The sequence below is a fragment of the Mesorhizobium sp. M7A.F.Ca.US.010.02.1.1 genome, assembly GCF_004023085.1.
In the GTDB taxonomy this organism is placed as follows: domain Bacteria; phylum Pseudomonadota; class Alphaproteobacteria; order Rhizobiales; family Rhizobiaceae; genus Mesorhizobium.
Genome location: NZ_RZRV01000023.1, coordinates 60,749 through 83,123 on the forward strand (window position 1 = coordinate 60,749; position 22,375 = coordinate 83,123).

At 61.7% G+C, this 22,375-nt stretch carries 23 protein-coding genes; 13 read left to right on the top strand and 10 right to left on the bottom strand.

Annotated elements, in window-relative coordinates; genetic code table 11:
• Positions 1-177 precede the first annotated feature (177 nt).
• Together groES and groL are read left to right on the top strand one after the other, a co-directional pair.
• Positions 178-474 carry a co-chaperone GroES gene (gene groES / locus EOA19_RS22235; RefSeq protein ID WP_006203049.1) on the top strand — a complete coding sequence of 99 codons (297 nt, stop codon included), beginning with the start codon at positions 178-180 and terminating at the stop codon, positions 472-474.
• Between the two features lie 62 nt (positions 475-536).
• The gene (gene groL / locus EOA19_RS22240; protein ID WP_128304813.1) at positions 537-2,192 is read left to right on the top strand and encodes a chaperonin GroEL; all 1,656 of its coding nucleotides are present in this window, start codon (positions 537-539) and stop codon (positions 2,190-2,192) included.
• A gap of 157 nt (positions 2,193-2,349) precedes the next feature.
• Here groL and EOA19_RS22245 read toward each other — a convergent pair whose 3' ends face one another.
• The 3 genes from EOA19_RS22245 to EOA19_RS22255 form a co-directional block, all read right to left on the bottom strand.
• Positions 2,350-3,351 carry a zincin-like metallopeptidase domain-containing protein gene (locus EOA19_RS22245; RefSeq protein ID WP_063169241.1) on the bottom strand — a complete coding sequence of 334 codons (1,002 nt, stop codon included), beginning with the start codon at positions 3,349-3,351 and terminating at the stop codon, positions 2,350-2,352.
• Between the two features lie 732 nt (positions 3,352-4,083).
• Positions 4,084-4,389, bottom strand: a complete 306-nt coding sequence (locus tag EOA19_RS35985; RefSeq protein ID WP_126057771.1) for a thioredoxin domain-containing protein — start codon at positions 4,387-4,389, stop codon at positions 4,084-4,086.
• 150 nt (positions 4,390-4,539) lie between these two features.
• The gene (locus tag EOA19_RS22255) at positions 4,540-5,754 is read right to left on the bottom strand and encodes a cation:dicarboxylase symporter family transporter (RefSeq protein ID WP_210326676.1); all 1,215 of its coding nucleotides are present in this window, start codon (positions 5,752-5,754) and stop codon (positions 4,540-4,542) included.
• Between the two features lie 706 nt (positions 5,755-6,460).
• On the opposite strand from EOA19_RS22255, the gene EOA19_RS22260 reads away from it, so the two are divergent.
• Positions 6,461-6,850 (top strand): hypothetical protein, encoded by a 390-nt coding sequence (locus EOA19_RS22260; RefSeq protein ID WP_024505560.1) that lies wholly within the window; start codon positions 6,461-6,463, stop codon positions 6,848-6,850.
• Positions 6,851-7,039: 189 nt separating this feature from the next.
• Here the strand turns inward: EOA19_RS22260 and EOA19_RS22265 are convergent, their stop codons facing one another.
• The 3 genes from EOA19_RS22265 to EOA19_RS22270 form a co-directional block, all read right to left on the bottom strand.
• On the bottom strand, positions 7,040-7,285 hold the full coding sequence (locus EOA19_RS22265) for a hypothetical protein (RefSeq protein ID WP_063169243.1): 246 nt from the start codon (positions 7,283-7,285) through the stop codon (positions 7,040-7,042).
• Positions 7,286-7,459: 174 nt separating this feature from the next.
• Positions 7,460-7,594 carry a hypothetical protein gene (locus EOA19_RS36465; RefSeq protein ID WP_256754986.1) on the bottom strand — a complete coding sequence of 45 codons (135 nt, stop codon included), beginning with the start codon at positions 7,592-7,594 and terminating at the stop codon, positions 7,460-7,462.
• Positions 7,587-8,057: a hypothetical protein gene (locus EOA19_RS22270; protein WP_224570941.1), complete on the bottom strand. Its 471-nt coding sequence runs from the start codon at positions 8,055-8,057 to the stop codon at positions 7,587-7,589. The genes EOA19_RS36465 and EOA19_RS22270 overlap by 8 nt, the downstream gene beginning before the upstream one ends.
• A 599-nt stretch (positions 8,058-8,656) precedes the next feature.
• Here EOA19_RS22270 and EOA19_RS35990 point away from each other — a divergent pair.
• Positions 8,657-8,905 carry a DUF6074 family protein gene (locus tag EOA19_RS35990; protein WP_063169245.1) on the top strand — a complete coding sequence of 83 codons (249 nt, stop codon included), beginning with the start codon at positions 8,657-8,659 and terminating at the stop codon, positions 8,903-8,905.
• A gap of 365 nt (positions 8,906-9,270) precedes the next feature.
• Here the strand turns inward: EOA19_RS35990 and EOA19_RS22280 are convergent, their stop codons facing one another.
• The 4 genes from EOA19_RS22280 to panB all read right to left on the bottom strand — a co-directional run bounded on the left by EOA19_RS22280 (position 9,271) and on the right by panB (position 12,555).
• Positions 9,271-9,903, bottom strand: a complete 633-nt coding sequence (locus EOA19_RS22280) for an acyl-homoserine-lactone synthase (RefSeq protein WP_063169246.1) — start codon at positions 9,901-9,903, stop codon at positions 9,271-9,273.
• A 92-nt stretch (positions 9,904-9,995) separates the two neighbouring features.
• A complete protein-coding gene (locus EOA19_RS22285; RefSeq protein WP_063169247.1) occupies positions 9,996-10,715 on the bottom strand; it encodes a LuxR family transcriptional regulator in 720 nt (239 codons plus the stop codon).
• Between the two features lie 98 nt (positions 10,716-10,813).
• Positions 10,814-11,722, bottom strand: coding sequence for a pantoate--beta-alanine ligase (gene panC, locus EOA19_RS22290; RefSeq protein WP_063169248.1), 909 nt, complete (start codon positions 11,720-11,722; stop codon positions 10,814-10,816).
• A complete protein-coding gene (panB, locus tag EOA19_RS22295) occupies positions 11,719-12,555 on the bottom strand; it encodes a 3-methyl-2-oxobutanoate hydroxymethyltransferase (protein ID WP_063169249.1) in 837 nt (278 codons plus the stop codon). The genes panC and panB overlap by 4 nt, the downstream gene beginning before the upstream one ends.
• Positions 12,556-12,726: 171 nt before the next feature.
• Between panB and EOA19_RS22300 the strand changes: the two genes are divergently transcribed.
• From EOA19_RS22300 to EOA19_RS22340, 9 genes are all read left to right on the top strand, one after another.
• Entirely contained in the window at positions 12,727-13,689 is a 963-nt protein-coding gene (locus EOA19_RS22300) for a membrane protein (protein WP_024505567.1), read from the top strand.
• Positions 13,690-13,751: 62 nt separating this feature from the next.
• Positions 13,752-14,726, top strand: a complete 975-nt coding sequence (nadA, locus tag EOA19_RS22305) for a quinolinate synthase NadA (protein WP_063169250.1) — start codon at positions 13,752-13,754, stop codon at positions 14,724-14,726.
• Positions 14,723-16,264 (top strand): L-aspartate oxidase, encoded by a 1,542-nt coding sequence (locus EOA19_RS22310; RefSeq protein WP_063169251.1) that lies wholly within the window; start codon positions 14,723-14,725, stop codon positions 16,262-16,264. Before nadA ends, EOA19_RS22310 begins: the two co-directional genes overlap by 4 nt.
• Position 16,265: 1 nt before the next feature.
• On the top strand, positions 16,266-17,147 hold the full coding sequence (nadC, locus tag EOA19_RS22315; RefSeq protein WP_063169252.1) for a carboxylating nicotinate-nucleotide diphosphorylase: 882 nt from the start codon (positions 16,266-16,268) through the stop codon (positions 17,145-17,147).
• 174 nt (positions 17,148-17,321) lie between these two features.
• Positions 17,322-18,290 (top strand): biotin synthase BioB, encoded by a 969-nt coding sequence (bioB, locus tag EOA19_RS22320; RefSeq protein ID WP_224570943.1) that lies wholly within the window; start codon positions 17,322-17,324, stop codon positions 18,288-18,290.
• Complete coding sequence (locus EOA19_RS22325) at positions 18,287-19,426, top strand: 8-amino-7-oxononanoate synthase (protein ID WP_024505572.1); 1,140 nt, start codon at positions 18,287-18,289, stop codon at positions 19,424-19,426. The genes bioB and EOA19_RS22325 overlap by 4 nt, the downstream gene beginning before the upstream one ends.
• Positions 19,423-20,058 (top strand): dethiobiotin synthase, encoded by a 636-nt coding sequence (bioD, locus tag EOA19_RS22330; protein WP_063169254.1) that lies wholly within the window; start codon positions 19,423-19,425, stop codon positions 20,056-20,058. Before EOA19_RS22325 ends, bioD begins: the two co-directional genes overlap by 4 nt.
• Positions 20,058-21,323, top strand: coding sequence for an adenosylmethionine--8-amino-7-oxononanoate transaminase (locus EOA19_RS22335; protein ID WP_063169255.1), 1,266 nt, complete (start codon positions 20,058-20,060; stop codon positions 21,321-21,323). The genes bioD and EOA19_RS22335 overlap by 1 nt, the downstream gene beginning before the upstream one ends.
• Positions 21,320-22,303, top strand: a complete 984-nt coding sequence (locus tag EOA19_RS22340) for a beta-ketoacyl-ACP synthase III (RefSeq protein WP_063169256.1) — start codon at positions 21,320-21,322, stop codon at positions 22,301-22,303. Before EOA19_RS22335 ends, EOA19_RS22340 begins: the two co-directional genes overlap by 4 nt.
• Positions 22,304-22,375: the final 72 nt, after the last annotated feature.

Consider the following 22,375-nt stretch of genomic DNA (forward strand, 5'->3'; position numbering starts at 1 on the left):
TGCGGTAGCATGAGAAAAATTTCGCTCGCATCGCGGCCTTCGCGCACCTTGACTCTCAAAAGCCGTCAGCCTATTTCAGCGCCACGTTAGCACTCTCCATTGGTGAGTGCTAACTCATATGTCCGGCGCCGCCGGATGGAGGAACTGTTTCTCACCGTTCTCATCGAGGAAGAAAAAATGGCAAAGTCGAAGTTCCGCCCGCTTCATGACCGCGTGGTCGTTCGCCGGGTCGAATCCGAATCCAAGACCGCTGGCGGGATCATCATCCCCGACACGGCAAAGGAAAAGCCGCAGGAAGGCGAGATCATCGCTGTCGGCTCCGGCGCTCGTGACGAAGCTGGCAAGCTGGTCCCGCTGGACGTCAAGGCCGGCGACCGCATCCTGTTCGGCAAGTGGTCGGGCACCGAAGTCAAGCTCAATGGCGAAGACCTTCTGATCATGAAGGAATCCGACATCATGGGCATCATCGGCTGATACCAGGCCTTTCCGTCAACTGAATTCCCGGGCTCGATCAAAGCCCCTGCCAGGAGCTAAAAATGGCTGCCAAAGACGTAAAATTCTCCCGTGATGCCCGCGAGCGCATGCTGCGCGGCGTCAACATCCTCGCCGACGCGGTGAAGGTCACGCTCGGCCCCAAGGGCCGCAACGTCGTCATCGACAAGTCGTTCGGCGCCCCGCGCATCACCAAGGACGGCGTCACCGTCGCCAAGGAAATCGAGCTTGAAGACAAGTTCGAGAACATGGGCGCGCAGATGGTCCGCGAAGTTGCTTCGAAGACCAACGACATTGCCGGCGACGGCACCACGACCGCGACCGTTCTGGCACAGTCGATCGTCCAGGAAGGCCACAAGGCGGTAGCCGCCGGCATGAACCCGATGGACCTGAAGCGCGGCATCGATCTGGCCGTCGTCGAAGTCGTCGCGGCGCTCGGCAAGGCTGCCAAGAAGATCAAGACCTCCGAGGAAGTTGCCCAGGTCGGCACGATCTCGGCCAATGGCGACGAGTCGGTCGGCAAGATGATCGCGGAAGCGATGCAGAAGGTCGGCAACGAAGGCGTCATCACGGTTGAGGAAGCCAAGACCGCCGAGACCGAACTCGAAGTCGTCGAAGGCATGCAGTTCGACCGCGGCTACCTCTCGCCCTACTTCGTCACCAACGCCGACAAAATGGTTGCCGAGCTCGAGGACGTCTACATCCTCCTGCACGAGAAGAAGCTGTCCAACCTCCAGGCCATGCTGCCGGTTCTCGAAGCCGTCGTGCAGACCTCGAAGCCGCTGCTCATCATCTCGGAAGACGTCGAAGGCGAGGCTCTGGCCACGCTGGTCGTCAACAAGCTGCGTGGCGGCCTGAAGATCGCCGCCGTCAAGGCGCCGGGCTTCGGTGATCGCCGCAAGGCCATGCTGGAAGACATCGCCATCCTCACCGGTGGCCAGGTCATCTCGGAAGACCTCGGCATCAAGCTCGAGAACGTCGGCCTCAACATGCTCGGCCGCGCCAAGAAGGTGTCGATCTCCAAGGAGAACACCACCATCGTCGACGGCGCCGGCAAGAAGGCCGAGATCCAGGGCCGCGTTGCCCAGATCAAGCAGCAGATCGAAAAGACCACTTCGGACTACGACAAGGAGAAGCTGCAGGAACGTCTGGCGAAGCTCGCCGGCGGCGTTGCGGTGATCCGCGTCGGCGGTGCGACGGAAGTCGAAGTCAAGGAAAAGAAGGACCGCGTCGATGACGCCCTCAACGCGACCCGCGCGGCCGTCGAAGAAGGCATCGTTGCTGGTGGTGGCGTCGCGCTGCTGCGCGCTTCGGCCAACATCAAGGCCACCGGCGTCAATGCCGACCAGGCCGCCGGCATCAACATCGTGCGTCGTGCGCTGCAGGCTCCGGCCCGCCAGATCGCGGCCAACGCCGGTGCGGAAGCATCGATCGTTGCCGGCAAGATCCTTGAGAACAAGGGCGCGACCTTCGGCTACAACGCCCAGACCGGCGAGTATGGCGACATGATCGCCATGGGTATCGTCGATCCGGTCAAGGTTGTCCGTACGGCTCTTCAGGACGCGGCCTCGGTCGCCGGCCTGCTGGTCACCACCGAAGCCATGATCGCGGAGGCTCCGAAGAAGGAGTCGGCTGGCGGCGGCATGCCTGGCGGCATGGGCGGCGGCGGCATGGGCGGCATGGGCGGCATGGATTTCTAATCCAGCTCTGGCAGCTTTCGCAACGAGAGGGCGGCATCAATGCCGCCCTCTTTTTTTGCGAACCTCGGTCCGATGAACGATCGACGCCAACGCCGGCCATCGGCGTTAGGGCAACCTCAAAAGAACTGTCGAGTTGGTTGCGCGCGGCTTTGCGTCATCAGAGGCGCAAGGCGGTCGCGTGTGAGGATTGCGCGCTCCCATAGGCGGTTTCGGCATGTGCCTCGCCTTCGACATCGACATTGCGGCCAAGCAGGAAATCGGCGGCTTTCGAGGCATGGCTTGCGGCGCGGAAGATGGCGCGGTTGTCCTCGCGCAAAACCGTCAGCCATGAGCCGATGTAGTCGGCATGGCGCACGGTCGGCTCGATGCCGAGACTGCTGCAGATGAAGGCTGATGCGATTTCGGCGACCAGTTCCTCGCGCGCATAGGTGTTGGACCCGAAGGAGCCGGACAGGTCGCGCGCGAGTCGCCTCGGGTGGCCGGTCCAGTGGCCAAGCTCGTGAAAGCAGGTCCGGTAATAGTCGATCTGGTGGAAGAAAGCCGGCTGCGGCGGCACCTGTATGGTGTCGCTGCCGGGCATGTAGAAGGCGCGCTCGCCGCCGACGCGAAAATCAGCGCCGGTTGCATGAATGAGCGCCTCGGCCTGCGGGACCATCTCGCGCTCAGGCAGAGGCTCGCCGGCGGCGTAAAGATGTTCGGGCAGATTATCGCACTGCGCGACATTGAAGACGGTGAAGCGCTTCAGGAAGGGCACCGCCTGCGGTTCGTCGCCATCGGTGTCGGCGCGTTGCTTTTCGTTCTTGGGAACAAAGCGGTCAGCGTGAACGATGGTGGTGCCGTGCTCGCCCTTCCTGACATTGCCGCCAAGCGAAAGCGCCTGCCGGAAGGTGAGCCAGTTCTGGCTGGGGAAACCGCGCTCGATGACCGCGCCCCACAGGATCAGGATATTGATGCCGGAATATCGGCGCTGGGTGGCCGCATTCCGCGGCAGGCCGAGGCCTGTCCTTGCCCTGCCCCACGGCTTGACCCATGGCACGGTGCCGCGCTCCAGTTCGGCAATGATGCGGTCGGTGATTTCCTGATAAAGGCTGGCGCCGGTGCGCCCGCCGCTGTCTGCGCCAGCCTGTCGGCTGCCGCAACGTTTGTTGTTTGCACGCATCGTGATGTCCTCCGCTCTACAATCGCGCGCCCTCCCCGGAAGCGGGGTGGGCGGCAAAAGCGACCGGAAAGGCCCGCCGTCGGAGGCGGACTGCATCAGCAGGACCGGAACGGAGTGGAGGACCCGAAAGCGACAAGCGAAGGGTTGCGGGACGCCGCGGCGGGCCTAGAAGGGAGTGCTGCCCACCCTGCGCCAGGGGGAAGGCCACAATAGAAAGACGCCGGCCGACAGGCCGGCGACCGTCAGCAGCCGAAGGCTGCCCCGCGCCAGGGGGCGATGCCGCAGGGCCAAGACCGCCTGAGCTTGCCGAAGAAAAGCGGGCTCGGTTCACGAGCACCCGGCCAGCGACTTCAGGCGCGGGCGCTCAGGATTGTTGTTGGCGCCCACGGCAGCTGGATGACCGCAACAAGATTACGAGGAGCGACAGCAAAGCCAGCTGCCACAAACGGCACGCTCCGGCAACAACAGCGTGGCCGGTCTACAGATGCTGCCCCGCACGAGAGCCAGCACGCTTTGAGCGCGCATCGGCGATGCAAGCGTTGCAAGCTGGCCATGTCCACAAGGTCGGCGACCACTATATCGCCGACCACCAACGCGGGCGTACCGTCTAAGTGCAGACCTTTCGCGAGTGCGCGGACGCGCGCATTTCATCTGCGATGGCCGGATCTTGCATTCCCGCTTGAGCTGCTCAACGTCAAGGCCTACACGCGCTGCGATCTTGAGAGTGACCCTTCAACTGGGGGAAATCATAAGGGCGCGGTGGAATTCGTCGAACTTTCCCTGTTTTCTCGAGGCGAGTGCGGCGAAGGCTGGGAATTGGGAATCCGGTCCCAGGACCGGGAACTGTTTGATCACAAGCTTCAGATTGGGCTCATGCTTGAAGGCTTTTTGGTAGTTGATATCAGCCAGTCTGCAATGCGGACAGTTGTGGTAGTCATTGAATATGACCAGAACGGCATCGCCTTGCGGGTTGCCGGCGATTGGCGAAGGAGATCGTTGTCGAATGCGCCGCTCCACTTTTGCCTGTCGGTCGACCACGCCTGCCGGTGCAGGTTCGCGCTATATTGGCTCGCCAGCAAGGCGAGGAGTAAAAGAAGAGCTGCGACAGTGATGGCAGTCGGCTTAGACATGAGTCTCCAATCCATGGACGGCGTGGCAGCAACGGCCGCCTTTTTGGTGTAAAATGGGTCAGTTTTGATCGTGCCCCGCAGTTGCTACAGGCGCACAGGTGCCGGTGCGATCTGGCGGTTTCTCAAATACGGCTTTGCGCCATCGGGTCCACCCCAATAGCTGAGCGTCGTTCGCACGGGGAATTGTGTTCACCACGCCGGGCGACTTGACCGTCCACCGCCAGAGCGCTGAACGGTCCGCTAGTGAGGCGCTCCCCGAATCGTCGTTTATCCCGCTCGCCCCGGACCGGGTGACAGCCAGCGTTGCCGCTACGCTGCGGAGAAAAACCGTCAGCGCGTGGCATTCGGACATAAGCTGATCGACGCCAAGAATAAGCCCCACGGAGGTGACCGGTGCGGCCGGAACAAGAAAGAGCGTTGCAGCCATTGTGACGAGGCCTGCACCGGTAATGCGGGTTGTTCCGTTCGAAGGGAACAATGCGACAAACAGCATGAGGATCCGGCAGCCGATCGGGAGATCAGTTTTCGTCGCTTGGGCGATGAAAAGGGCGGCGAGCATCATATTCGTGCCGTCCAGATTGAATGGAATGAGACCCACGACCGAATGCGTGGCGCCGGCCTTTTCCATCTTCTCCATGAGCGAGGCCAGCGCGGCCTCTGAGGAGGACATTGCGAGCAGCAGCTCGTCCTTGATGTATCGGACGAGAGAGAAGAGCGAGCGGCCGTTGTAGCGGCAGACCGCGCCGAACAGGATCGAGAGGAACAGGACCGAGAGGAACAAGACTTGCAGGATGTCGCCTTCCGCGAAGGCACTGGCAATCGTTGACGGGATGATGTTCATCAGGAAGCTGGTCACGGACTGCTCGTGAGCCGTGGCCACATAGCCCTTAACGGCTTCGACATCGAGCGAGGCCGGATCGATGTTGAGGCCGGCGCCAGGCTGAACGATATTCGCGACAATCAGCCCGACAAGGAGTGCTAGCGTCGAGAAGGTAAGGAAATAAACCATCGCCTTGGCGGCAACTCGGCCGACCTTCTGCAGATCGCTCATGCCGGCAATGCCGGTCGCCATTGTCAGGAAGATGACAGGTACGGTGATTATCTTGACGACATCGACGAAGGCATCGCAGAGCGGCTTCAGGCTGTGGCCGGTCTCCAAATGGAAATAGCCGATTGCGGCACCCAGGATTATGGCGGCAAGTACCTGCACGTAGGTCCGGGCAAAATGGCGCTTGCGGGGCGCTAAGATCGCGCGGGGAACTCTTGGAACCAACACCGTCTCTCTCCTTGACCGGATCGGGGTGGGGCTCCTCCCTCTCCCATGCAGTGCTCCGGTCGAACGCTGCGCCCACTTCGGCGCAAACGATGTGCCAAATAGCAAGAGGGGAAAACGCGCAGGACCTCACGCAATGCTTGCGATTCGCTCTCCCACACTCGTGCAGTGGTTGCCTGTCGCAACTATGGAAGGGTCGATTCTGGGAACTCCAAAGGCCGCTCTTTGCGTCGACGCAGCTTGGCTGCCTGGAAGGTTCCCTCTTTGCCTTGCGGTCTGCGAGCTGGGTCCAGATGGTCATCATTTGGCTGCGCGCTGCACGGGGCTCGAAAGATTCAATCGAGGACGGGTCCTCTTGGAAAACGGGGGCAGCGTTGGTCAAGCCCTTCCACCCTGCTGTCCCAATGGTGTTCAGAAGCTCAGTTCACGATCAAGCGATGGATCAGCGTCATCTGGCGTTTGCGCCATCGCGGCGGCGTTGCAACGGGTCTGCCAAAGATGAGCAGGCCGCGAGGCAGGGTCCGAGACCTAGACTCCAACCTCATAGCGCGCTCGGCTCGCGTTCGGAAGGTTCGAACCGCAGCACGATCAGGTGGCGACACCGTTGGTCGGAACCGGAACCCGACGAATGATCGTTCGTGACCGACATCTGTGAACAAGCAGTATGTGTCATTGCAATCACCACCCGTTGCGCGGAAATGCCCATATGGCCGTGAATGAACTGGATTTGGTGATTTTCCAGATGGCGGTGGAAAGCGTCCGCTTGCTCTCTTCAAGCTTTGATGAGAAGGCGGCTGAGATAGCCACGAGGAGCCGTGGTAGCCTTCTTTTTGACGTGCGGGTGGACGGTGACCTGGAGGTCCAGCGAGTCGCAGCCATTGGATATCCAGGCGACAAGATCGGTGTGGTGGCATTGGACCGAGAGGGCCTTGTTAGCTGTTGTTGCCTTGTCAATGGCACCTTCTCACCTTTCATTGCACCGTTGGAGAACTGGACCAGCATGCCCCTTTCGATGCAGGCCCAGATCGATGTCACAGGCTATGCGAGGCTCCTTCTGGCCGCCTTGCGAAATGCTGGACATATGCTGGACAGGTAGCATCGCGATGATGTCTGTGATGAGATGGTGCAAACGGCTGGATGAGGCGATCGCTTGCTGGCAGCTTTGGCAACAAAGCGATCGGTGAGTTCGCAATGCTGGAACACGTCCTTTAGACTCTGCAGTTAAGTTAGCGGACTACCATCTGACGAATGCCCTCTGACAGTCTGCATGGCGCGGCATGCCCTCTTAGGAATGCAGCCGTGGTTCTACACCATCGGCTGTTTTTGTGTCGAAGGCGACGGGCACGCCATGAACGAAGGAAGCGGCCGCCAACAGTTCCTCCAACTCGCGGTCGGTGGCCTTGCATGCCGGCATTAGTGTTCGGATGGCGCGGATCGCCTGCGCCATGGAGAGAAAGCGGACCCTTCCCCTGGAAAGGACATAGGCTTCTGCGGCTTTTTCGACGGTGACGGTGTGAAACGAATTGGTCATGACGAATTCCTCCCTGAACCCTGACCAACCCGACTTATGGCACGAATTCGACCGCCTTCAAGCCTATGTCCGATTGCGGACAATCGCTGCGATTCGTTCAAAACCGCTGATGCTTTTGGGCGACCTGGTGAGGGGCAAGGAGACGTCGGCTGAACCCGTTTCAACCGACATGCTTCAGGCAGCGGCCAGGCCGAAATAACGCTGCTCCTCCTTGTCATAAGCGCCATGTGTGAGCTTTATCAATCCGGCACGGTCGATGATCGTGATCTCGCCGCGCTTGGCGTGCACCAGTCCTCGATACTCAAGCATTTGCAGGGCCGTGGTGACCCCGGGCGGTGGGCGCGAGCATGGTCGCCAGAAATTCATGCGTCGGGAGGATCTTATCTCCTTCCGCACGGTCGTGGACCATCAGCTGCCAGCGGGCCAGCCGTTCTTCGACCTTGGAGTGGCCATTGACCAGTGCCGTCCGGCATGATTGGACGAGGAACGCGTGGGCATAGTCCAGCACTGAGGTGCGAAGCGACGGGCTAATCGCAGGGCGAAGGTTTTCAACCGGCAGGCGCCAGGTAGTGCTTTCCTTTCCGAGAATGACGGCAATTCCTTTCATCCCGTCATAGCCGACAATGCCGACTTCACCTTGCCGCCCGCCGGTCATGGTGGCGACCACCGACGCGATGCCCCTCTCGGGAAAATATACGTTCTTGATCGGCTGATGCGCGACCTCCAACTTGTCCTTGATGCCCGGTTCGACGTGATGCAGCGATGGTCGCAAAAGCGCGAAGTCCTGCGGGGTGAGGGCTTCAGCACCTGGTCGCGAAAGAGGGATCGGGCAAGGCTCTCTTCCAACGGGGCAAGAGCGCGTACGTCTTACTGTCGGCTGCACCGAAGTAAATGCCGGCCGATGCCAAAGCATAGGCTTCGAAACGCGCGATTGCAAAGCCCTGTCGGGGCAGTGCAGTCATGCTAGAAGTCGCGCCGCCTACGATAGGCAGCGGATGACATGATTCCCTTCTGCGGCGGCCACCAAGAACGGCTCGGGCACGCTTTAATCGTTCATACACAAGCTCGCAGGAATGTAAGCAGCGGAACAGTCGGGTGATTCGTACCGCCCTGCCCTTTCAGAGATCAAGTCATTGGACGTCAATTCGGCTGGAACGCCTCGTCGAACGGCCCAGGAAAATGCAGCCGGATGAGCAATGGTGGTTCACCTTATGTGCGGTCCCGGATATGCGGTCCGGCGGCTCATCTCCCAATGGCTTGTCGATGGGGAAGTGGAACTCGTCATGTCGCCGCGAACCGTCACCGCGCTAGCGGGGCTCTTTTGAAGACGCCGGTGTTTTTCTTTGTGGAACTGAATCTGTGAGGTGATTGATGCATGAATCAAACATTTGCGTATTTCCGCTGCATCGGCGACGTATATTGGTCGAAAGTATCGCCCAGGCCCTCGAGACCAAGAACGGCGAGGCGGCGAGCGCGTTCTGGCGCTGTGCCGCCAAGAAAATGCTCATTCAATTGTCCGATGTAGGAATTGCGCCAGAGCTCGCTGCGCAGGAGGTTGGAAGCCTTCTTCATGCGGTCTTGGACGACATGGCCAACCGAACGGTAATGCACAAAGCATAGGCTCGGGCGCTGTTGGACCGCGCGTCAGCTCGGGTCCTTATCGGGGGACTGCTCCGACTGGCCGACGGTCCGGCCAAACCGGCATACCGGCAAAGCTTTGAGGTTGCGATCGCTCACGGCGGCCGGTCCAATATTCTAAGACGACCTCAGAAGCCACGTTGGCTTCTTTGGACGAAGCGGAGGGGCGCCATTTTGGCGTGCTCACGCTGGACTGCGGGTTGCGCCTACGGAAATCCAAAGTCCGGCCGCGCGAGCCAATCGACCGGAACAGTCGAAAGCTCGTGGGGCGGGTCCGCTCACCCTCACGGCGGCGGTGGCGGCCGTGAGCAGACTTAACTCAAGTCACGGCTGAGCATCCGCAGGCGCTATGCCGATTGGATGAGAACTGGTTGCCACAACACCGGCCCGTTGAGGCGTCCCCTCCAGCGGATGCGCAAGAGACTGGCGTAGGAAATATCGAGGAAGCCGGCGACTGCCTCGGTGTTGCCGACCTGCTTGGGCTGTCCGATACGTGACAACGGCCAGGTCGCGAGACGAAGGATCCTTTCGATGCGCGTATCTGTCACCGTTACGATCCCGGAGAGATTGTTGGCCAAGCCGAATTCGATGATCCCCGCGAAGAGCTCGTAGGTTGCTTGGGCCAGGCCGCCAGCTGCCTTCGGCGCTGTCGCAGGGAGATCGAGCGCGAAACGACTACTCTCCCAGATATCGGCACTCGCAGGGACCACCATCTCATCCAGCAGCGTCGGAAACGTATCGCGCAACATTGTCGGTCCGGTGGTCGGCAAAAGGCGGACGCAGCCGCAAGTTCGCCAATCGGACCCCTTGAGAAGCAGGTAGACGGGGTTCAGGCTGTCAAACGAGTCCGTTTCCATTTCGCCTTCGGTCTGCACTTCCCAATCGAGCCGCTTCTTGAAAACCCGATACCTAAGTCCGTGCATTTCCTTGAGTTCGCTCGCAAACTCGGCGTAGCAGTCGGGTGTTATCAGCTGCATCATTGTCGTCTCCGTGCGGGATGTGTCCACGCAATCGAAGGGCAAAGCCGTCATGAATGCAGCCTGTAGACCTTTACAGCTAGACTTGGAGAGGATCAGGATCTCGCCCGAGCAGCCATCCGCACTACGGCCTGGTTGATGGTTCGCACGCCAAGCTTCGCCTTGGCGTTTTCCTGATGGAAGGTCACGGTGCGTTTCGAGACACCGAGAATCTGGCTGATATCCCAGGCCGACTTGCCGCACGCCGCCCATTTCAGGCACTCGAACTCCCGCCGGGTGAGCATTATGCCATCTACCACGCAATCTTCGGCGAGCCTGCGCCGGGCATGGATATGAACGTTGATCGCAACCAGTTGCATTGCTTTTTCGTAGCGCGTCAGCGACCTCAGAAATGGCGGATGCGCCTCGTTGGAGGCGAAGGTCAGTGCGGCGAACCGGCCGCGATGATCATGCATCGACATGGTCAGTCCGCCGCGAATGCCGAACTCAGCTGCTTTTTCCAGGACTTCCTGCTGAGAGGTCGGCAAATAACGGTGATCGCGGTCCACACCCCAGTCGAAGGTATCCCAGCCCCGCAGTCCCCGCAGGATCACGGGATCCACGCTGTGGTAGCGCTGTTGCAGGTAATGTGATGTCCATGATGATGGATAATTCGAGATCAATCGCGGCCTGTCGCCGGAAGCGGATGGGTAGGTGAAATAAGCGAAGAGCGGAAAGTCGAACCCGGCTGCGGCGGACGCCATTGCCTCATGGAGATCGACGGCATCGACGCTTGCAGAGAGTTGCTCGACCAAGGTTTCAAATACGCGATGCATCTGCGCTTAGCGTACCTCGCGGAGGTTGCTGGAAGCCGACGGAGACGTGGTTCTAAATGATGGCCTGTCCCTGCAGGGCATACGACGCGCCGCCGTCATCACCGCAATTGCTGTGCTGCTTCCGATTGGAGAGAGCTCCGCCCACCTGACCAACTACCGATGGGTGATATTGCGACGTTATCGATGAGCCGCGTGTCGCCAAGCCAAGCCGCAGCAAGCAAGCGTGCCGGTCGGTCAAGGCTTGCTAACGATTGCAGGTCTGTTTCTCCGCGAAGCTCCAGGTATTCGAGCTCGCGATAGCCGGCAGCCAGAATTGCTGCACGCGCTTCATCAAGCGTAGGCAGGATGGGGGAGCCGCGTGCAAGCCGCTCGGCCGTATCGAGCAGGACCGATGCTAGTTTTGGGGCAATGGCGCGTTGGGCTGGGGAGAGCCGCACGTTACGCGACGATAGCGCAAGACCATCGGCTTCGCGGACTGTCGGACAGGGCACAATAGTGATCGGAATGTCGAGATCCCGGACCAAGCGCCTGACAAGCTGAAGTTGCTGAAAATCCTTTTCGCCAAAAAAGGCGAAGTCAGCGCCGGCCTGCAGGAAGAGCTTGGCCACGACCGTCGCCACGCCATTGAAATGGCCGAGCCGGAATGCGCCGCAAAGGCATTCGCTGATGCCGGACACTGAAACGGCCGTGGCGAAGCCCACCTGGTACATTTCCTCTGTGTCCGGCACATAGAGCAGATGCGTGCCCAGCAGAGCGAGCTTGGCAGCATCGTCGCTTTCCGTCCGAGGGTAGGCAATCAGGTCGGCGGGGCTGTTGAACTGCTTGGGGTTTACGAACAGCGTCACGATCACCCGCTCGGCCCTTTCGAGCGCCTTCCGCACGAGGCTCAGATGCCCGTCGTGCAAGGCTCCCATGGTCGGCACAATACCGATCGTGGCACCCGAGCGACGCCATTGCGCAACGACGCCGCGCAGCTCGCTCACGGTTCGAGCGATCGGCACGCTCATGTGAAGTCACCGGCCTTCAAGGCGTTGACATAGAGATGTTCGACCGCCGGAAAGTGCCGGTTCCGCATATCGGTGGCGTAAGCGGCGATTGCCGCCTCAGCCTGCTCACCGAGCTCGGCATAGCGTTTGACGAACTTCGGCCGAAATGAGGTGAAGAGCCCGAGCATATCGTGGCTCACCAGAATCTGGCCGTCGCAAGCTGGCGAGGCACCGATGCCGATGGTGGGTATGTCGATATCGGCGGTTATCTGCCGTGCAAGCTGCTCCGGTATCTTTTCCAGCACCAAGGAGAAGGCGCCAGCTTCAGTTACCGCCCTGGCGTCGCGCCTGATCCGCTCTGCATCGGCTCCCCGGCCCTGCACACGATAGCCTCCAAACGTGTTTACCGCCTGCGGCGTCAGGCCCACATGGGCCATGACAGGTACGCCGCGCGCGGTAAGGAAGCGGATGGTTTCCGCGATGGTCTCGCCGCCCTCGATCTTTACCGCTGAACAACCGGTCTCACCCATCACGCGCGCAGCGTTGCCGAAAGCGTGCTCTGGGCTTTCCTCGTAGGAACCGAAGGGCAGGTCGACGACCATCAGCGCGTGTTCAAGGCCGCGGCGAACGGCCTGTCCGTGCATGATCATCATGTCGAGCGTGACCCCCAGCGTCGACGACAGGCCGTGCAGCACCATGCCGACGCTGTCGCCGACAAGAACGATGTCGCAGTGGCGATCGAGCAGCCTCGCGACCGGCGTGGTGTAGGCCGTCAAGCATACAAGTGGCGTCTGGCCTTTTCGCGATCGAATATCTGGAGGAGTCATCCCTTTTATCTCACCAGCCGCGCTCAACCGAGGCCCCTTCCCTTACGTTACCAACAGCGGGTGTCGCGTTTGGCATATTTTTGTGCGACTGCGAAGAGCTAAAAACAGCGCTTGAGTACTCCGGTGTTGACGTGCTGGCTTCCAAGGTTACATTCAATCGATTAAGGCGCTCCGTTGGGCCAACCCGCTTTCGCAAACATGGATCCTCAGACAAGAAGAACCAAGAAAGGCAAAGCCGCCGTCAAAGCTGACGAAGCCAAAGTGGACCTGACTGCCGTCGTGGTCGCCGTAAACGACAGTGAGCCCTGTGTCCTCACAGTCGGTCATGCGGACACCCTCCCTTCTGGACCTTTTGCCCTTGAGCATCGATCACTGCAGTCGGGTTTGAGGGGGTGGGTGGAGCAGCAGACCGGCCATGCACTTGGATACATCGAGCAACTCTACACCTTCGCCGATCGCGATCGCATCGGCACTGAGCGCCACCAGCGCGTCATCTCAATCAGCTATCTCGCATTGACCAGGAAGGAACAGGCAACGAACTCGGCCGCGTGCGGCTGGCAAAGTTGGTACGAATATTTTCCCTGGGAGGACCACCGCTTCGGCACGCCGCCTGTGCTGCTCGATAGATTGCGGCCCCGCCTGATTGAGTGGGCCGGCGGCGCCAGCGAGCCGACCACTCAACGCGAGCGCCGGCAGCGCGCTGCGATAGCCTTCGGCTTCGACGACCGCCATTGGAACGAGGAACTCACGCTCCAACGCTACGAGTTGCTCTATGAAGCTGCTCTGATTGAGGAGGCCGGTGGCGGCAGGGACGCGATTGCGGCCGCGGCTGGCAAACCAATGGTCGCTGACCACCGTCGTATTCTGGCAACCGGGATCGCGCGGCTGCGTTCGAAGATCAAATACCGGCCGGTCGTGTTCGAGCTTATGCGGCCTTCCTTCACGCTGCTGCAACTGCAGCGAACCGTGGAAGCTTTGGCTGGCAGGCTGATCAACAAGCCGAACTTCCGGAGATTGGTCGAGCAGCAGGAACTTGTTGAGGAGACCGGGGAGACCTCCCTCGACACGGGCGGCCGACCGGCGAAGCTTTATCGCTTCCGGCATGCCGTCCTCGACGACAGGGCTATCGCCGGGACAAAATTACCGCTGGCGCGGGCTTGACATACTTATAGTCAAGGTAGATATATTCCCTTATTGTCAAACCGAATATAATCGAGGCGCCAATGACTGGGGCGTTACCTATGGCTGCGTCCTTGTATGAGCGTGTCCGGCGGGTGATCCCACCCGTTGAATGGCCCGCGTTCGCCGGCGATATTGAAGCCATCTTAGCGCTGAAGCGTGAGCGCAATGCGGTGGTGCTGGCGCACAATTACCAGACGCCCGAAATTTTTCATTGCGTGGCAGACATCGTCGGCGACAGCCTGGCGTTGGCCCACAAGGCGGTGACGGTCGACGCCGACATCATCGTGGTTGCCGGCGTTCATTTCATGGCCGAGACGGCAAAACTGCTCAATCCGAACAAGACCGTGCTCATCCCGGATCTCCGCGCCGGCTGCTCGCTGGCCGAATCGATCACGGCAAACGACGTGCGGCTAATGCGGCTGCGGTATCCGGGGGTCCCCGTTGTTACTTACGTCAACACTTCCGCCGCCGTAAAAGCGGAGTCCGACATCTGCTGCACGTCCGGCAACGCCAAGGCGGTGGTGGAATCGCTTGGCGTGGCGCGTGTGCTGATGCTCCCGGACGAATATCTGGCGAGGAACGTGGCAGCCGATACAGACGTCGAGATCATCGCCTGGAAAGGCCATTGCGAGGTGCATGAGCGCTTCACCGCAGCAGACATCCGGGAACTGCGCGATGCCCATCCAGGCGTCATCGTGCTGGCCCATCCAGAATGCCCACCAGACGTTGTCGCGGAGGCGGAGTTCTCCGGCTCGACCGCGGCGATGTCGGATTATGTCGAGCGTGAGAAACCGAAGCGTGTCGTCCTTCTGACCGAATGTTCGATGAGCGACAACGTCGCGGTCGCGCATCCCGACGTCGAGTTCGTTCGCCCATGCAATCTGTGCCCGCACATGAAGCGCATCAACCTGGCCAACATTCGCGCCGCACTCGAGCAGAACCGGCATGAGGTCCGGATTGATCCCGAAATTGCCGGCCCCGCCCGCCGCGCGGTCGAGCGCATGCTTTCCCTATGAGTCTGGAGGTTCGCGAAATCGCGGGGGCGCCGGTCGTCATCGGCGGCGGCATTGCCGGCCTGATGACGGCGCTTCATCTGGCGCCGGAACCGGTCGTGCTTTTGACCAACGCGCCGCTTGGAACCGGAGCCTGCAGTGAACTTGCCCAGGGCGGTCTTGCGGCAAGTCTCGGGGGCGACGACGGCCCAGATTTTCACCTTTGCGACACGATAGCTGCCGGCGACGGACTCTGCGATGAGGCCACGGTGCGGCGAGTGGTACGAGCTGCACCCGAAGCGATTAGGACGATCCAAAGGTTCGGCGTCGACTTCGACCAGCACCCTGACCGCGCGTTGCGACTTGGGCTCGAGGCGGCACACTCGCGACGGCGGATTGTGCATGCAGCCGGCGACGCCACCGGTCGCGAGTTGGTGCGCGCGCTCGTCGCCGCGGTTCGGCGTACAGCCTCGATCACCATTATCGAAAATGTGGAGGTCCGCCGGCTGGTCGTGCAGGACGGGTCGGTCATCGCCGTGGTCGCAGCAGGACGAGCCGGCGCGCTCGCTCTGCCCACGCGTCGCGCGGTGCTGGCGACCGGCGGCGTCGGCGGGCTGTTTTGCGACACGACAAACCCCGCTGGCTCATGGGGTCACGGGCTGGCGCTCGCCGCATGGGCGGGGGCGGAACTCGCCGACTTGGAATTCATACAGTTCCATCCAACTGCGCTCGACGGTCCGCGCCGGCCGATGCCGCTGGTGAGCGAAGCCGTGCGTGGCGAAGGCGCGGTGCTCATCGATGAGCGAGGAGAGCGCTTCCTCGCCGACACACCTGGCGGTGAACTTGCGCCTCGCGACGTCGTAGCGCGCGCCATTTGGCACCAGCTTGCCGTTGGACGCCGCGTATTCCTGGACGCACGGCAAAGTCTCGGCCCGAGATTTGGCAAGCGTTTTCCAGGCATCGCCGAATTGTGCCGGAGCGCAGGAATCGACCCAGCGACCGACCTGATCCCGGTGCGCCCGGCGGCACATTATCACATGGGCGGCGTCGCCGTAGACAGCGCCGGCCGCAGCTCCATCGAGGGATTGTGGGCCTGCGGTGAGGTGGCCTGTACCGGCCTGCACGGCGCCAACCGCCTGGCCAGCAACTCGCTCACCGAAGCGGCGGTCACCGCGAGCTGGGTTGCCGAAAGCGTTGCCGGCACGTCGTATACCCGGCGACCGCGCAGATGCTCCACATTCGTCCCTCCACGACCAGACGCTTCCGTGGTCCGCCCGATTGTCTCCGCCGCCCTGGGTATCATCCGCGACGGCGAGGCAATGCGCGAAGCGGTGGCGACCCTGCTGCCGATCGCAGCCAATAGTGTCGCTGCCTCTGGTCCGGCTTTGGTCTCACTGATGATCGCCGCGGCGGCCCTGAGGCGGGAAGAGAGTCGAGGCGCGCACTGTCGGTCCGATTTCCCGCTCCACGATGCCAACGTGCGCCCATCACGGCTGACACTGCACAGCGCAATGCGGGCCGCGGCCGCACTCGATTGCCGGGCTACCATACGGAGCACTTGATATGACTTCATTCTCCCCCCTCCCCGCGACCCTGATCGAACCGATTGTGCGCGTTGCGCTCCTCGAAGACCTGGGCAGATCCGGCGACCTGACCACCGATGCGGTTATCCCGTATGATTGCACTGCCACGTTGGTGCTCAAAGCGAGGCAGGCGGGCGTCGTTGCCGGGCTCGATCTGGTCTCGTATGCCTTCCTTCTCGTGGAACCGGCGATCAACATCCAGATCTGGCGCCCTGATGGCAGCGAGGTTGGGGCCGGGGAAACCATTGCAAGATTGTCCGGACCCGCACGAGGCCTGCTCACGGCCGAACGCACGGCCCTCAATTTCTTATGCCGGCTGAGCGGCATTGCCACTGCCACAGCGGCCATGGTTGAGGCCGTGCGCGGTCACAAGGCGAGGATTGTATCGACGCGAAAGACGACGCCCGGGCTGCGGGCATTGGAGAAATACGCCGTGCGCGTCGGCGGCGGTGCCAATCACCGGTTCGGCCTCGATGACGGCGTGCTCATAAAGGACAACCACATCGCGATCGCCGGCGATATGCGCACAGCAATAGAGCGGGCGCGCGCCGCAGCAGGGCATATGGTGAAGGTCGAGGTCGAGGTCGACACGCTGAAGCAGCTCGATGCAGCGCTCGCGATTGGTGTTGACGCGGTGCTGCTCGACAATATGTCGGTCGAGGATCTTGCCCGCGCGGTTTCTATAGTGGATGGCCGTACGATCACCGAGGCGTCCGGTCGGGTGATGCCGAAAACGGCGGCGGCGATTGCGGCGACCGGTGTCGATCTCATCTCCATGGGTTGGCTGACGCACAGCGCCCCGATCCTCGACATCGGCCTGGACATGCCGGACCACCAGAACATCTGCAAGCACTTGAACTGAGGATTACGGCGTGAGGAGCAACATCAGCTCGGCAGGCGTAGGAGGTGCTGGAAAGACGTGCCGCAGCTCGCCTTTAGCGAGTGCGCCCCAAAGCCAAGAAGGCGTACCGGACTAGCAAACAAAGGTTTGACGATGACGATTGGAATGAACTCGGAGTTCGACGTGAACCAGACCATGCAATCGGTCGACGGAACGCCTCCGCGATGGAACCGCAAAGAGGCCGAGGCCATCTACGGCATGCCATTCAACGATCTGCTGTTCCTGGCTCAGACGATCCACCGCCAGAACTTCGATCGAAACCGAGTGCAGCTGTCGCGGCTCCTTAGCATCAAGACCGGCGGGTGCCCCGAAGATTGCGGCTATTGCAGCCAGTCTGCGCATTACGAAACCGGTGTGAAGGCGTCGAAGCTGGTGGACGTCAAGCATGTCATCGACGAAGCGGCCAAGGCGCGTGATGGCGGCGCAACGCGCTATTGCATGGGCGCGGCGTGGCGAAGTCCCAAGGAGCGCGACATGGACGTTGTGGTCGCCATGATTGAGGGCGTCAAGGCCCTCGGCATGGAGACCTGCATGACGCTCGGCATGCTCGATCTTGAGCAAGCTGCTCGCCTGAAGCAGGCCGGTCTCGACTACTATAACCACAACATCGATACCTCTGAGCGCTACTATGGCGAGGTTATTTCAACCAGGACTTTTGCCGACCGGCTGAAAACGCTTGGGCACGTGCGCGCGGTTGGGATGAAAGTCTGCTGCGGCGGCATTGTCGGGATGGGAGAAGAAAAGACCGATCGCATCGACATGCTGGTCACGCTCGCGAACCTGCCCGAGCCGCCGGAAAGCGTGCCGATCAACATGCTTATTCCCATCGAAGGCACGCCGCTTGCCGCGGCCGACGCCATCGATCCGATCGATTTCGTCCGCATCGTTGCGCTCGCGCGGGTGATGATGCCGAAATCCTATGTAAGGCTGTCCGCCGGCAGGACGGCGATGAGCGACGAAACGCAGGCGCTGTGCTTCTTTGCCGGCGCCAATTCGATCTTTGTCGGCGACACGCTGCTGACGGCGGGAAATCCCGGCGAGGACAAGGATACCCTTCTGTTCCGGCGCCTCGGCATTGAGCCTATGGAACTCGCCACGCAATGAAGGAGGCAATTCTTGCCCGCTATGACGCAACCTTGCGGGGACTGGGGCGCAAGGACCGGTTGCGGACGCTCGCACCGCGCGCCGGGCTCGACTTCTCGTCGAACGACTATATCGGACTTGCCGCCTCCAAAAGACTGGGCGATGCGGTTTCGACGGCGATTGCGCGGGGCACGCCAGTGGGCGCCACCGGATCGCGGCTGTTGCGCGGCAATGCACCGGAACATGAGCAACTGGAGGCGGACGCAGCGGCATTTTTCGGAGCCGAGCGTGCACTGTTCTTCGGCAGCGGCTATATCGCCAACTTCGCTCTGCTGACGGCCCTGCCGCAGAAAGGCGACCTGCTGGTCCTCGACGAGCTCGCTCATGCCAGCATGCATGAGGGTGCCCAGGCCGGGCGCGCTGAGTTCAAGCTGGCCGCGCACAACGACGTCGACGCTGTCGAGGACGCAATCACCCGCTGGCGCGCCGAAGGCGGCATGGGGCGGGTGTGGATCGCCTTCGAAAGCCTTTACAGCATGGATGGCGACCGTGCGCCGATGGAGAGCCTGGTCGCGCTGGCTGATCGGTACCAGGCATTCATCGTCGTCGATGAAGCGCATGCCACCGGCGTCTGGGGACCGGACGGCCGGGGACTGGCCGCCGCGTATGAAGGCCGCGACAACATCGTCACGCTCCACACATGCGGCAAGGCGCTTGGCGCATCCGGCGCGCTCGTTACCGGACCGCGAACACTGTGCGACTATCTTATCAACCGGTGCCGGCCATTCATCTATGCGACCGCACCATCGCCGCTGATGGCAGTCGCGGCACGTGAGGCGCTGACTATTCTGTCTGACGAGCCTATGCGTCGTGCTCAGTTGCACGAGCGTGTCGCTTTCGCGAGCCGGCAATTGGCCGAACGCTGCGGCGTGATGCCCAGCGGCTCGCAGATCCAGCCGCTTGTGATCGGCGATAACAGCCGCACCATGGCGGTGGCGGCAGGACTGCAGGCACGCGGCTTCGACATACGCGGCATTCGCCCGCCGACAGTGCCTGAGGGTACGTCGCGCCTGCGCATTTCGCTGACTCTCAACGTCGACGAAGCCGACATTTCCGCCATGGTCGAGGCTCTCGTCGGAGTGTTGGCCACAGCATGACCAAACGCATCGTCGTCACCGGAACAGACACTGGAATTGGCAAGACAGTGTTTTCGGCCGGACTTGCCGGGCTGCTCGACGGCTTCTACTGGAAGCCGGTGCAATCGGGCCTCAACGAGGAGACCGACAGCGAGGTCGTCGCCCGGCTTTCCGGCTTGCCCGACGGACGCGTGCTGCCCGAAGTCTATCGACTGACGATGCCGCTGTCGCCGCATCGATCAGCCGAAATCGACGGCGTCGCGATCGAGGCCGACGATCTTTCATTTCCGGTCCTGCCGACACCGCTCGTCATCGAAGGCGCCGGCGGGCTGATGGTGCCGCTCAATCGACAGACAAGGTTCATTGACATATTCGAACAATGGCGGCTGCCGGTCATACTGTGCGCCCGCACCGCGCTTGGCACCATCAATCATACGCTGTTGTCGATCGAGGCCCTGAGAGCCCGCTCCATCCCGCTCATCGGCATTGCCTTCATTGGCGAAGAGGTGGCCGATACACAAAGGACAATCGTGGAATTCGGCGGCGTGCCGCAGCTGGGCAGGCTGCCGCACCTCGGTCCGCTGACGGGTGAAACGTTGAGAGATGCAATGATTTCCGGCTTCGACCTGGCCATGATTGCCGGAGGCGACTGATGGCGGAGTCTCGAGTCTGGCATCCGTTCACGCAGCACGCGCTAGAGCCCTCGCTCCCTGAAATCGTGCTGACTGAAGGCGCCTATCTCCACAAGGCCGACGGCTTCCGCATCCTCGATGCGATTTCTTCCTGGTGGGTCGTCACCCATGGCCATCGCCACCCCCGCATCATGAAGGCCATCGAGACGACCGCCTCGAGCCTCGACCAGATCATCTTCGCGGGCTTCACCCACGAGCCGGCCGAACGGCTGGCCGAGGCGCTTGTAGGCATCGCACCCGCCGGCCTCCACCGGGTGTTCTATTCCGACAGTGGCTCGACCTCAGTCGAAGTCGCGCTGAAGATGGCGCTCGGCTATTTCCGTAACATCGGCGCGTCGCGTTCGCGCATCGCCGTCATGGAGCACAGCTATCATGGCGACACCATCGGCACGATGAGCGTCGGCGCCCGTGGCGTCTTCAACGCCGCCTATGAGCCTTTGCTGTTCGAGGTCGACACCATCCCCTTCCCGGCCGCCGGGCGCGAGCAGGAAACGCTGGATCGGTTCGAGGCCGTTAGCCGCGACCGGCGCGCAGCCGCGCTGATCGTCGAGCCGCTGGTGCTTGGCGCCGGCGGCATGCTGATGTATCCGGCCTGGGTTCTTGCCGAATTGAAGAGGATCGCCGAAGCCTCCGGCACGCTCGTGATCGCCGATGAAGTGATGACCGGCTGGGGGCGCACCGGAACCATGTTTGCCTGCGAACAGGCGTCCGTCTCGCCCGACATCTTGTGCACCTCGAAAGGTCTGACCGGTGGTACCATCCCGCTGGCCGCCACGATCGCCACCGATGCCATCTTCCACGCTCACTTTTCGGAGGATCGCAAGAAGACGTTTTTCCATTCGAGCTCCTACACCGCCAATCCGATCGCCTGCGCGGCAGCACTTGCCAATGTCGAGATCTGGCGTGACGAGCCGGTGGCCGAGCGGATCGCGGTCTTGAGCGCGAGGCAGGCCGCGGGGCTGCAACGCTTCCGGGACAATCCATATTTCACCGACTGCCGGACAACCGGCACCATCGCGGCACTCGACCTACGCACCGGCTCAGCCGGTTATCTGGCCGAGATCGGGCCAAAACTGCGCGCTTTTTTCCTTGAGCGCGGCCTGTTGGTGCGCCCGCTCGGCAATGTCCTCTATCTTCTGCCGCCCTATTGCATCACCAGCGACGAATTGGACGGGCTCTATGACGCGATAGAGGAGGCCGGCGAACGCTTCGGCTCGCGGCCATGAACCTATCGTCGCGCGTTCTCGGCTTCGGCCATCATGCGCCGACGCGCAAGGTCGAGAACCCGGAAATCGAAGACCGGCTCGGGCTTGAGCCCGGCTGGATCGAGCGGCGCACCGGAATTCGCTCGCGCTTCTGGGCAACAGACGAAGACACGCTGTCGGGCCTTGCCGCCTCTGCCGGCGACATGGCGCTGACCAATGCCGGTATCGACCGCGGCGACGTCGGTCTACTCTTGCTCGCCACGTCGACGCCCGATCACCTTCTGCCGCCAAGCGCGCCGCTGGTCGCACATCGGCTGGGGCTAGGCCGCGCCGGAGCGATCGACCTGACCGGCGCCTGCGCCGGCTTCATCTATGCGCTGATGTTCGCCGACGGGTTCACCCGCCTGCACGGCAAAGCGAGCCTTGTCATCGCCGCCAACATCCTCAGCCACCGCATCAATTTGGCCGAGCGCGCCAGCGCCGTGCTGTTTGCCGATGCCGCCGGCGCCATGGTGATCAGTCCTTGCGATGACCCGGATCGAGGCATTCTCGGCGCTTCGGTGGATTCCGACGGCTCGCGCTACGGGCTAATCCAGATTCCCGCCGGGGGAAGCAACACTCCGTTCCATGCCGACCTCGACCTCGCGCAGACACGGATGACGATCACTGACGGCCGTGAAGTATTCAGCAAGGCCGTGGAGATGATGACCGCCTGCTCGAGAGATGCGCTCACTGCTGCCCGACTGAGGCCGCAAGACCTCGATCGTTTCGTGCCGCATCAGGCCAATGCGCGCATTTTCGACGCGGTCGGCAGGAACCTCGGCATCGCTGATCACTCGATCGTCAAGACGATCGCCGAATATGGCAACTCTTCCGCCGCGACGATCCCGCTCTCATTGTCGCTGGCCCATCGGGCGCAGCCGTTTCGGCCTGGCGAGAAAGTCCTCTTGGCGGCAGCGGGTGCGGGTCTCAGCGGCGGCGCGCTTGTGGTGGGAATTTAGCAAAGCAATGCTTGCGCACAGGACTGCTCATGAATGAGACTATGAGAATGGCTCAATACGCAAATAGTCGCC

Excerpts from the sequence above, each read along its gene's own strand:
- EOA19_RS22335 (WP_063169255.1), top strand. The coding sequence starts at position 20,058 with ATGGCGGAGTCTCGAGTCTGGCATCCGTTCACGCAGCACGCGCTAGAG.
- groL (WP_128304813.1), top strand. The coding sequence starts at position 537 with ATGGCTGCCAAAGACGTAAAATTCTCCCGTGATGCCCGCGAGCGCATG.
- bioB (WP_224570943.1), top strand. The coding sequence starts at position 17,322 with ATGCAATCGGTCGACGGAACGCCTCCGCGATGGAACCGCAAAGAGGCC.
- nadA (WP_063169250.1), top strand. The coding sequence starts at position 13,752 with ATGACTGGGGCGTTACCTATGGCTGCGTCCTTGTATGAGCGTGTCCGG.
- EOA19_RS22340 (WP_063169256.1), top strand. The coding sequence starts at position 21,320 with ATGAACCTATCGTCGCGCGTTCTCGGCTTCGGCCATCATGCGCCGACG.
- nadC (WP_063169252.1), top strand. The coding sequence starts at position 16,266 with ATGACTTCATTCTCCCCCCTCCCCGCGACCCTGATCGAACCGATTGTG.
- groES (WP_006203049.1), top strand. The coding sequence starts at position 178 with ATGGCAAAGTCGAAGTTCCGCCCGCTTCATGACCGCGTGGTCGTTCGC.
- EOA19_RS22300 (WP_024505567.1), top strand. The coding sequence starts at position 12,727 with ATGGATCCTCAGACAAGAAGAACCAAGAAAGGCAAAGCCGCCGTCAAA.
- panC (WP_063169248.1), bottom strand. The coding sequence starts at position 11,722 with ATGAGCGTGCCGATCGCTCGAACCGTGAGCGAGCTGCGCGGCGTCGTT.
- EOA19_RS36465 (WP_256754986.1), bottom strand. The coding sequence starts at position 7,594 with ATGCTTGAGTATCGAGGACTGGTGCACGCCAAGCGCGGCGAGATCACG.
- EOA19_RS22260 (WP_024505560.1), top strand. The coding sequence starts at position 6,461 with ATGGCCGTGAATGAACTGGATTTGGTGATTTTCCAGATGGCGGTGGAA.
- EOA19_RS22285 (WP_063169247.1), bottom strand. The coding sequence starts at position 10,715 with ATGCATCGCGTATTTGAAACCTTGGTCGAGCAACTCTCTGCAAGCGTC.
- EOA19_RS22325 (WP_024505572.1), top strand. The coding sequence starts at position 18,287 with ATGAAGGAGGCAATTCTTGCCCGCTATGACGCAACCTTGCGGGGACTG.
- EOA19_RS22245 (WP_063169241.1), bottom strand. The coding sequence starts at position 3,351 with ATGCGTGCAAACAACAAACGTTGCGGCAGCCGACAGGCTGGCGCAGAC.
- EOA19_RS35990 (WP_063169245.1), top strand. The coding sequence starts at position 8,657 with ATGCATGAATCAAACATTTGCGTATTTCCGCTGCATCGGCGACGTATA.
- EOA19_RS22265 (WP_063169243.1), bottom strand. The coding sequence starts at position 7,285 with ATGACCAATTCGTTTCACACCGTCACCGTCGAAAAAGCCGCAGAAGCC.
- bioD (WP_063169254.1), top strand. The coding sequence starts at position 19,423 with ATGACCAAACGCATCGTCGTCACCGGAACAGACACTGGAATTGGCAAG.
- EOA19_RS22280 (WP_063169246.1), bottom strand. The coding sequence starts at position 9,903 with ATGATGCAGCTGATAACACCCGACTGCTACGCCGAGTTTGCGAGCGAA.
- EOA19_RS22310 (WP_063169251.1), top strand. The coding sequence starts at position 14,723 with ATGAGTCTGGAGGTTCGCGAAATCGCGGGGGCGCCGGTCGTCATCGGC.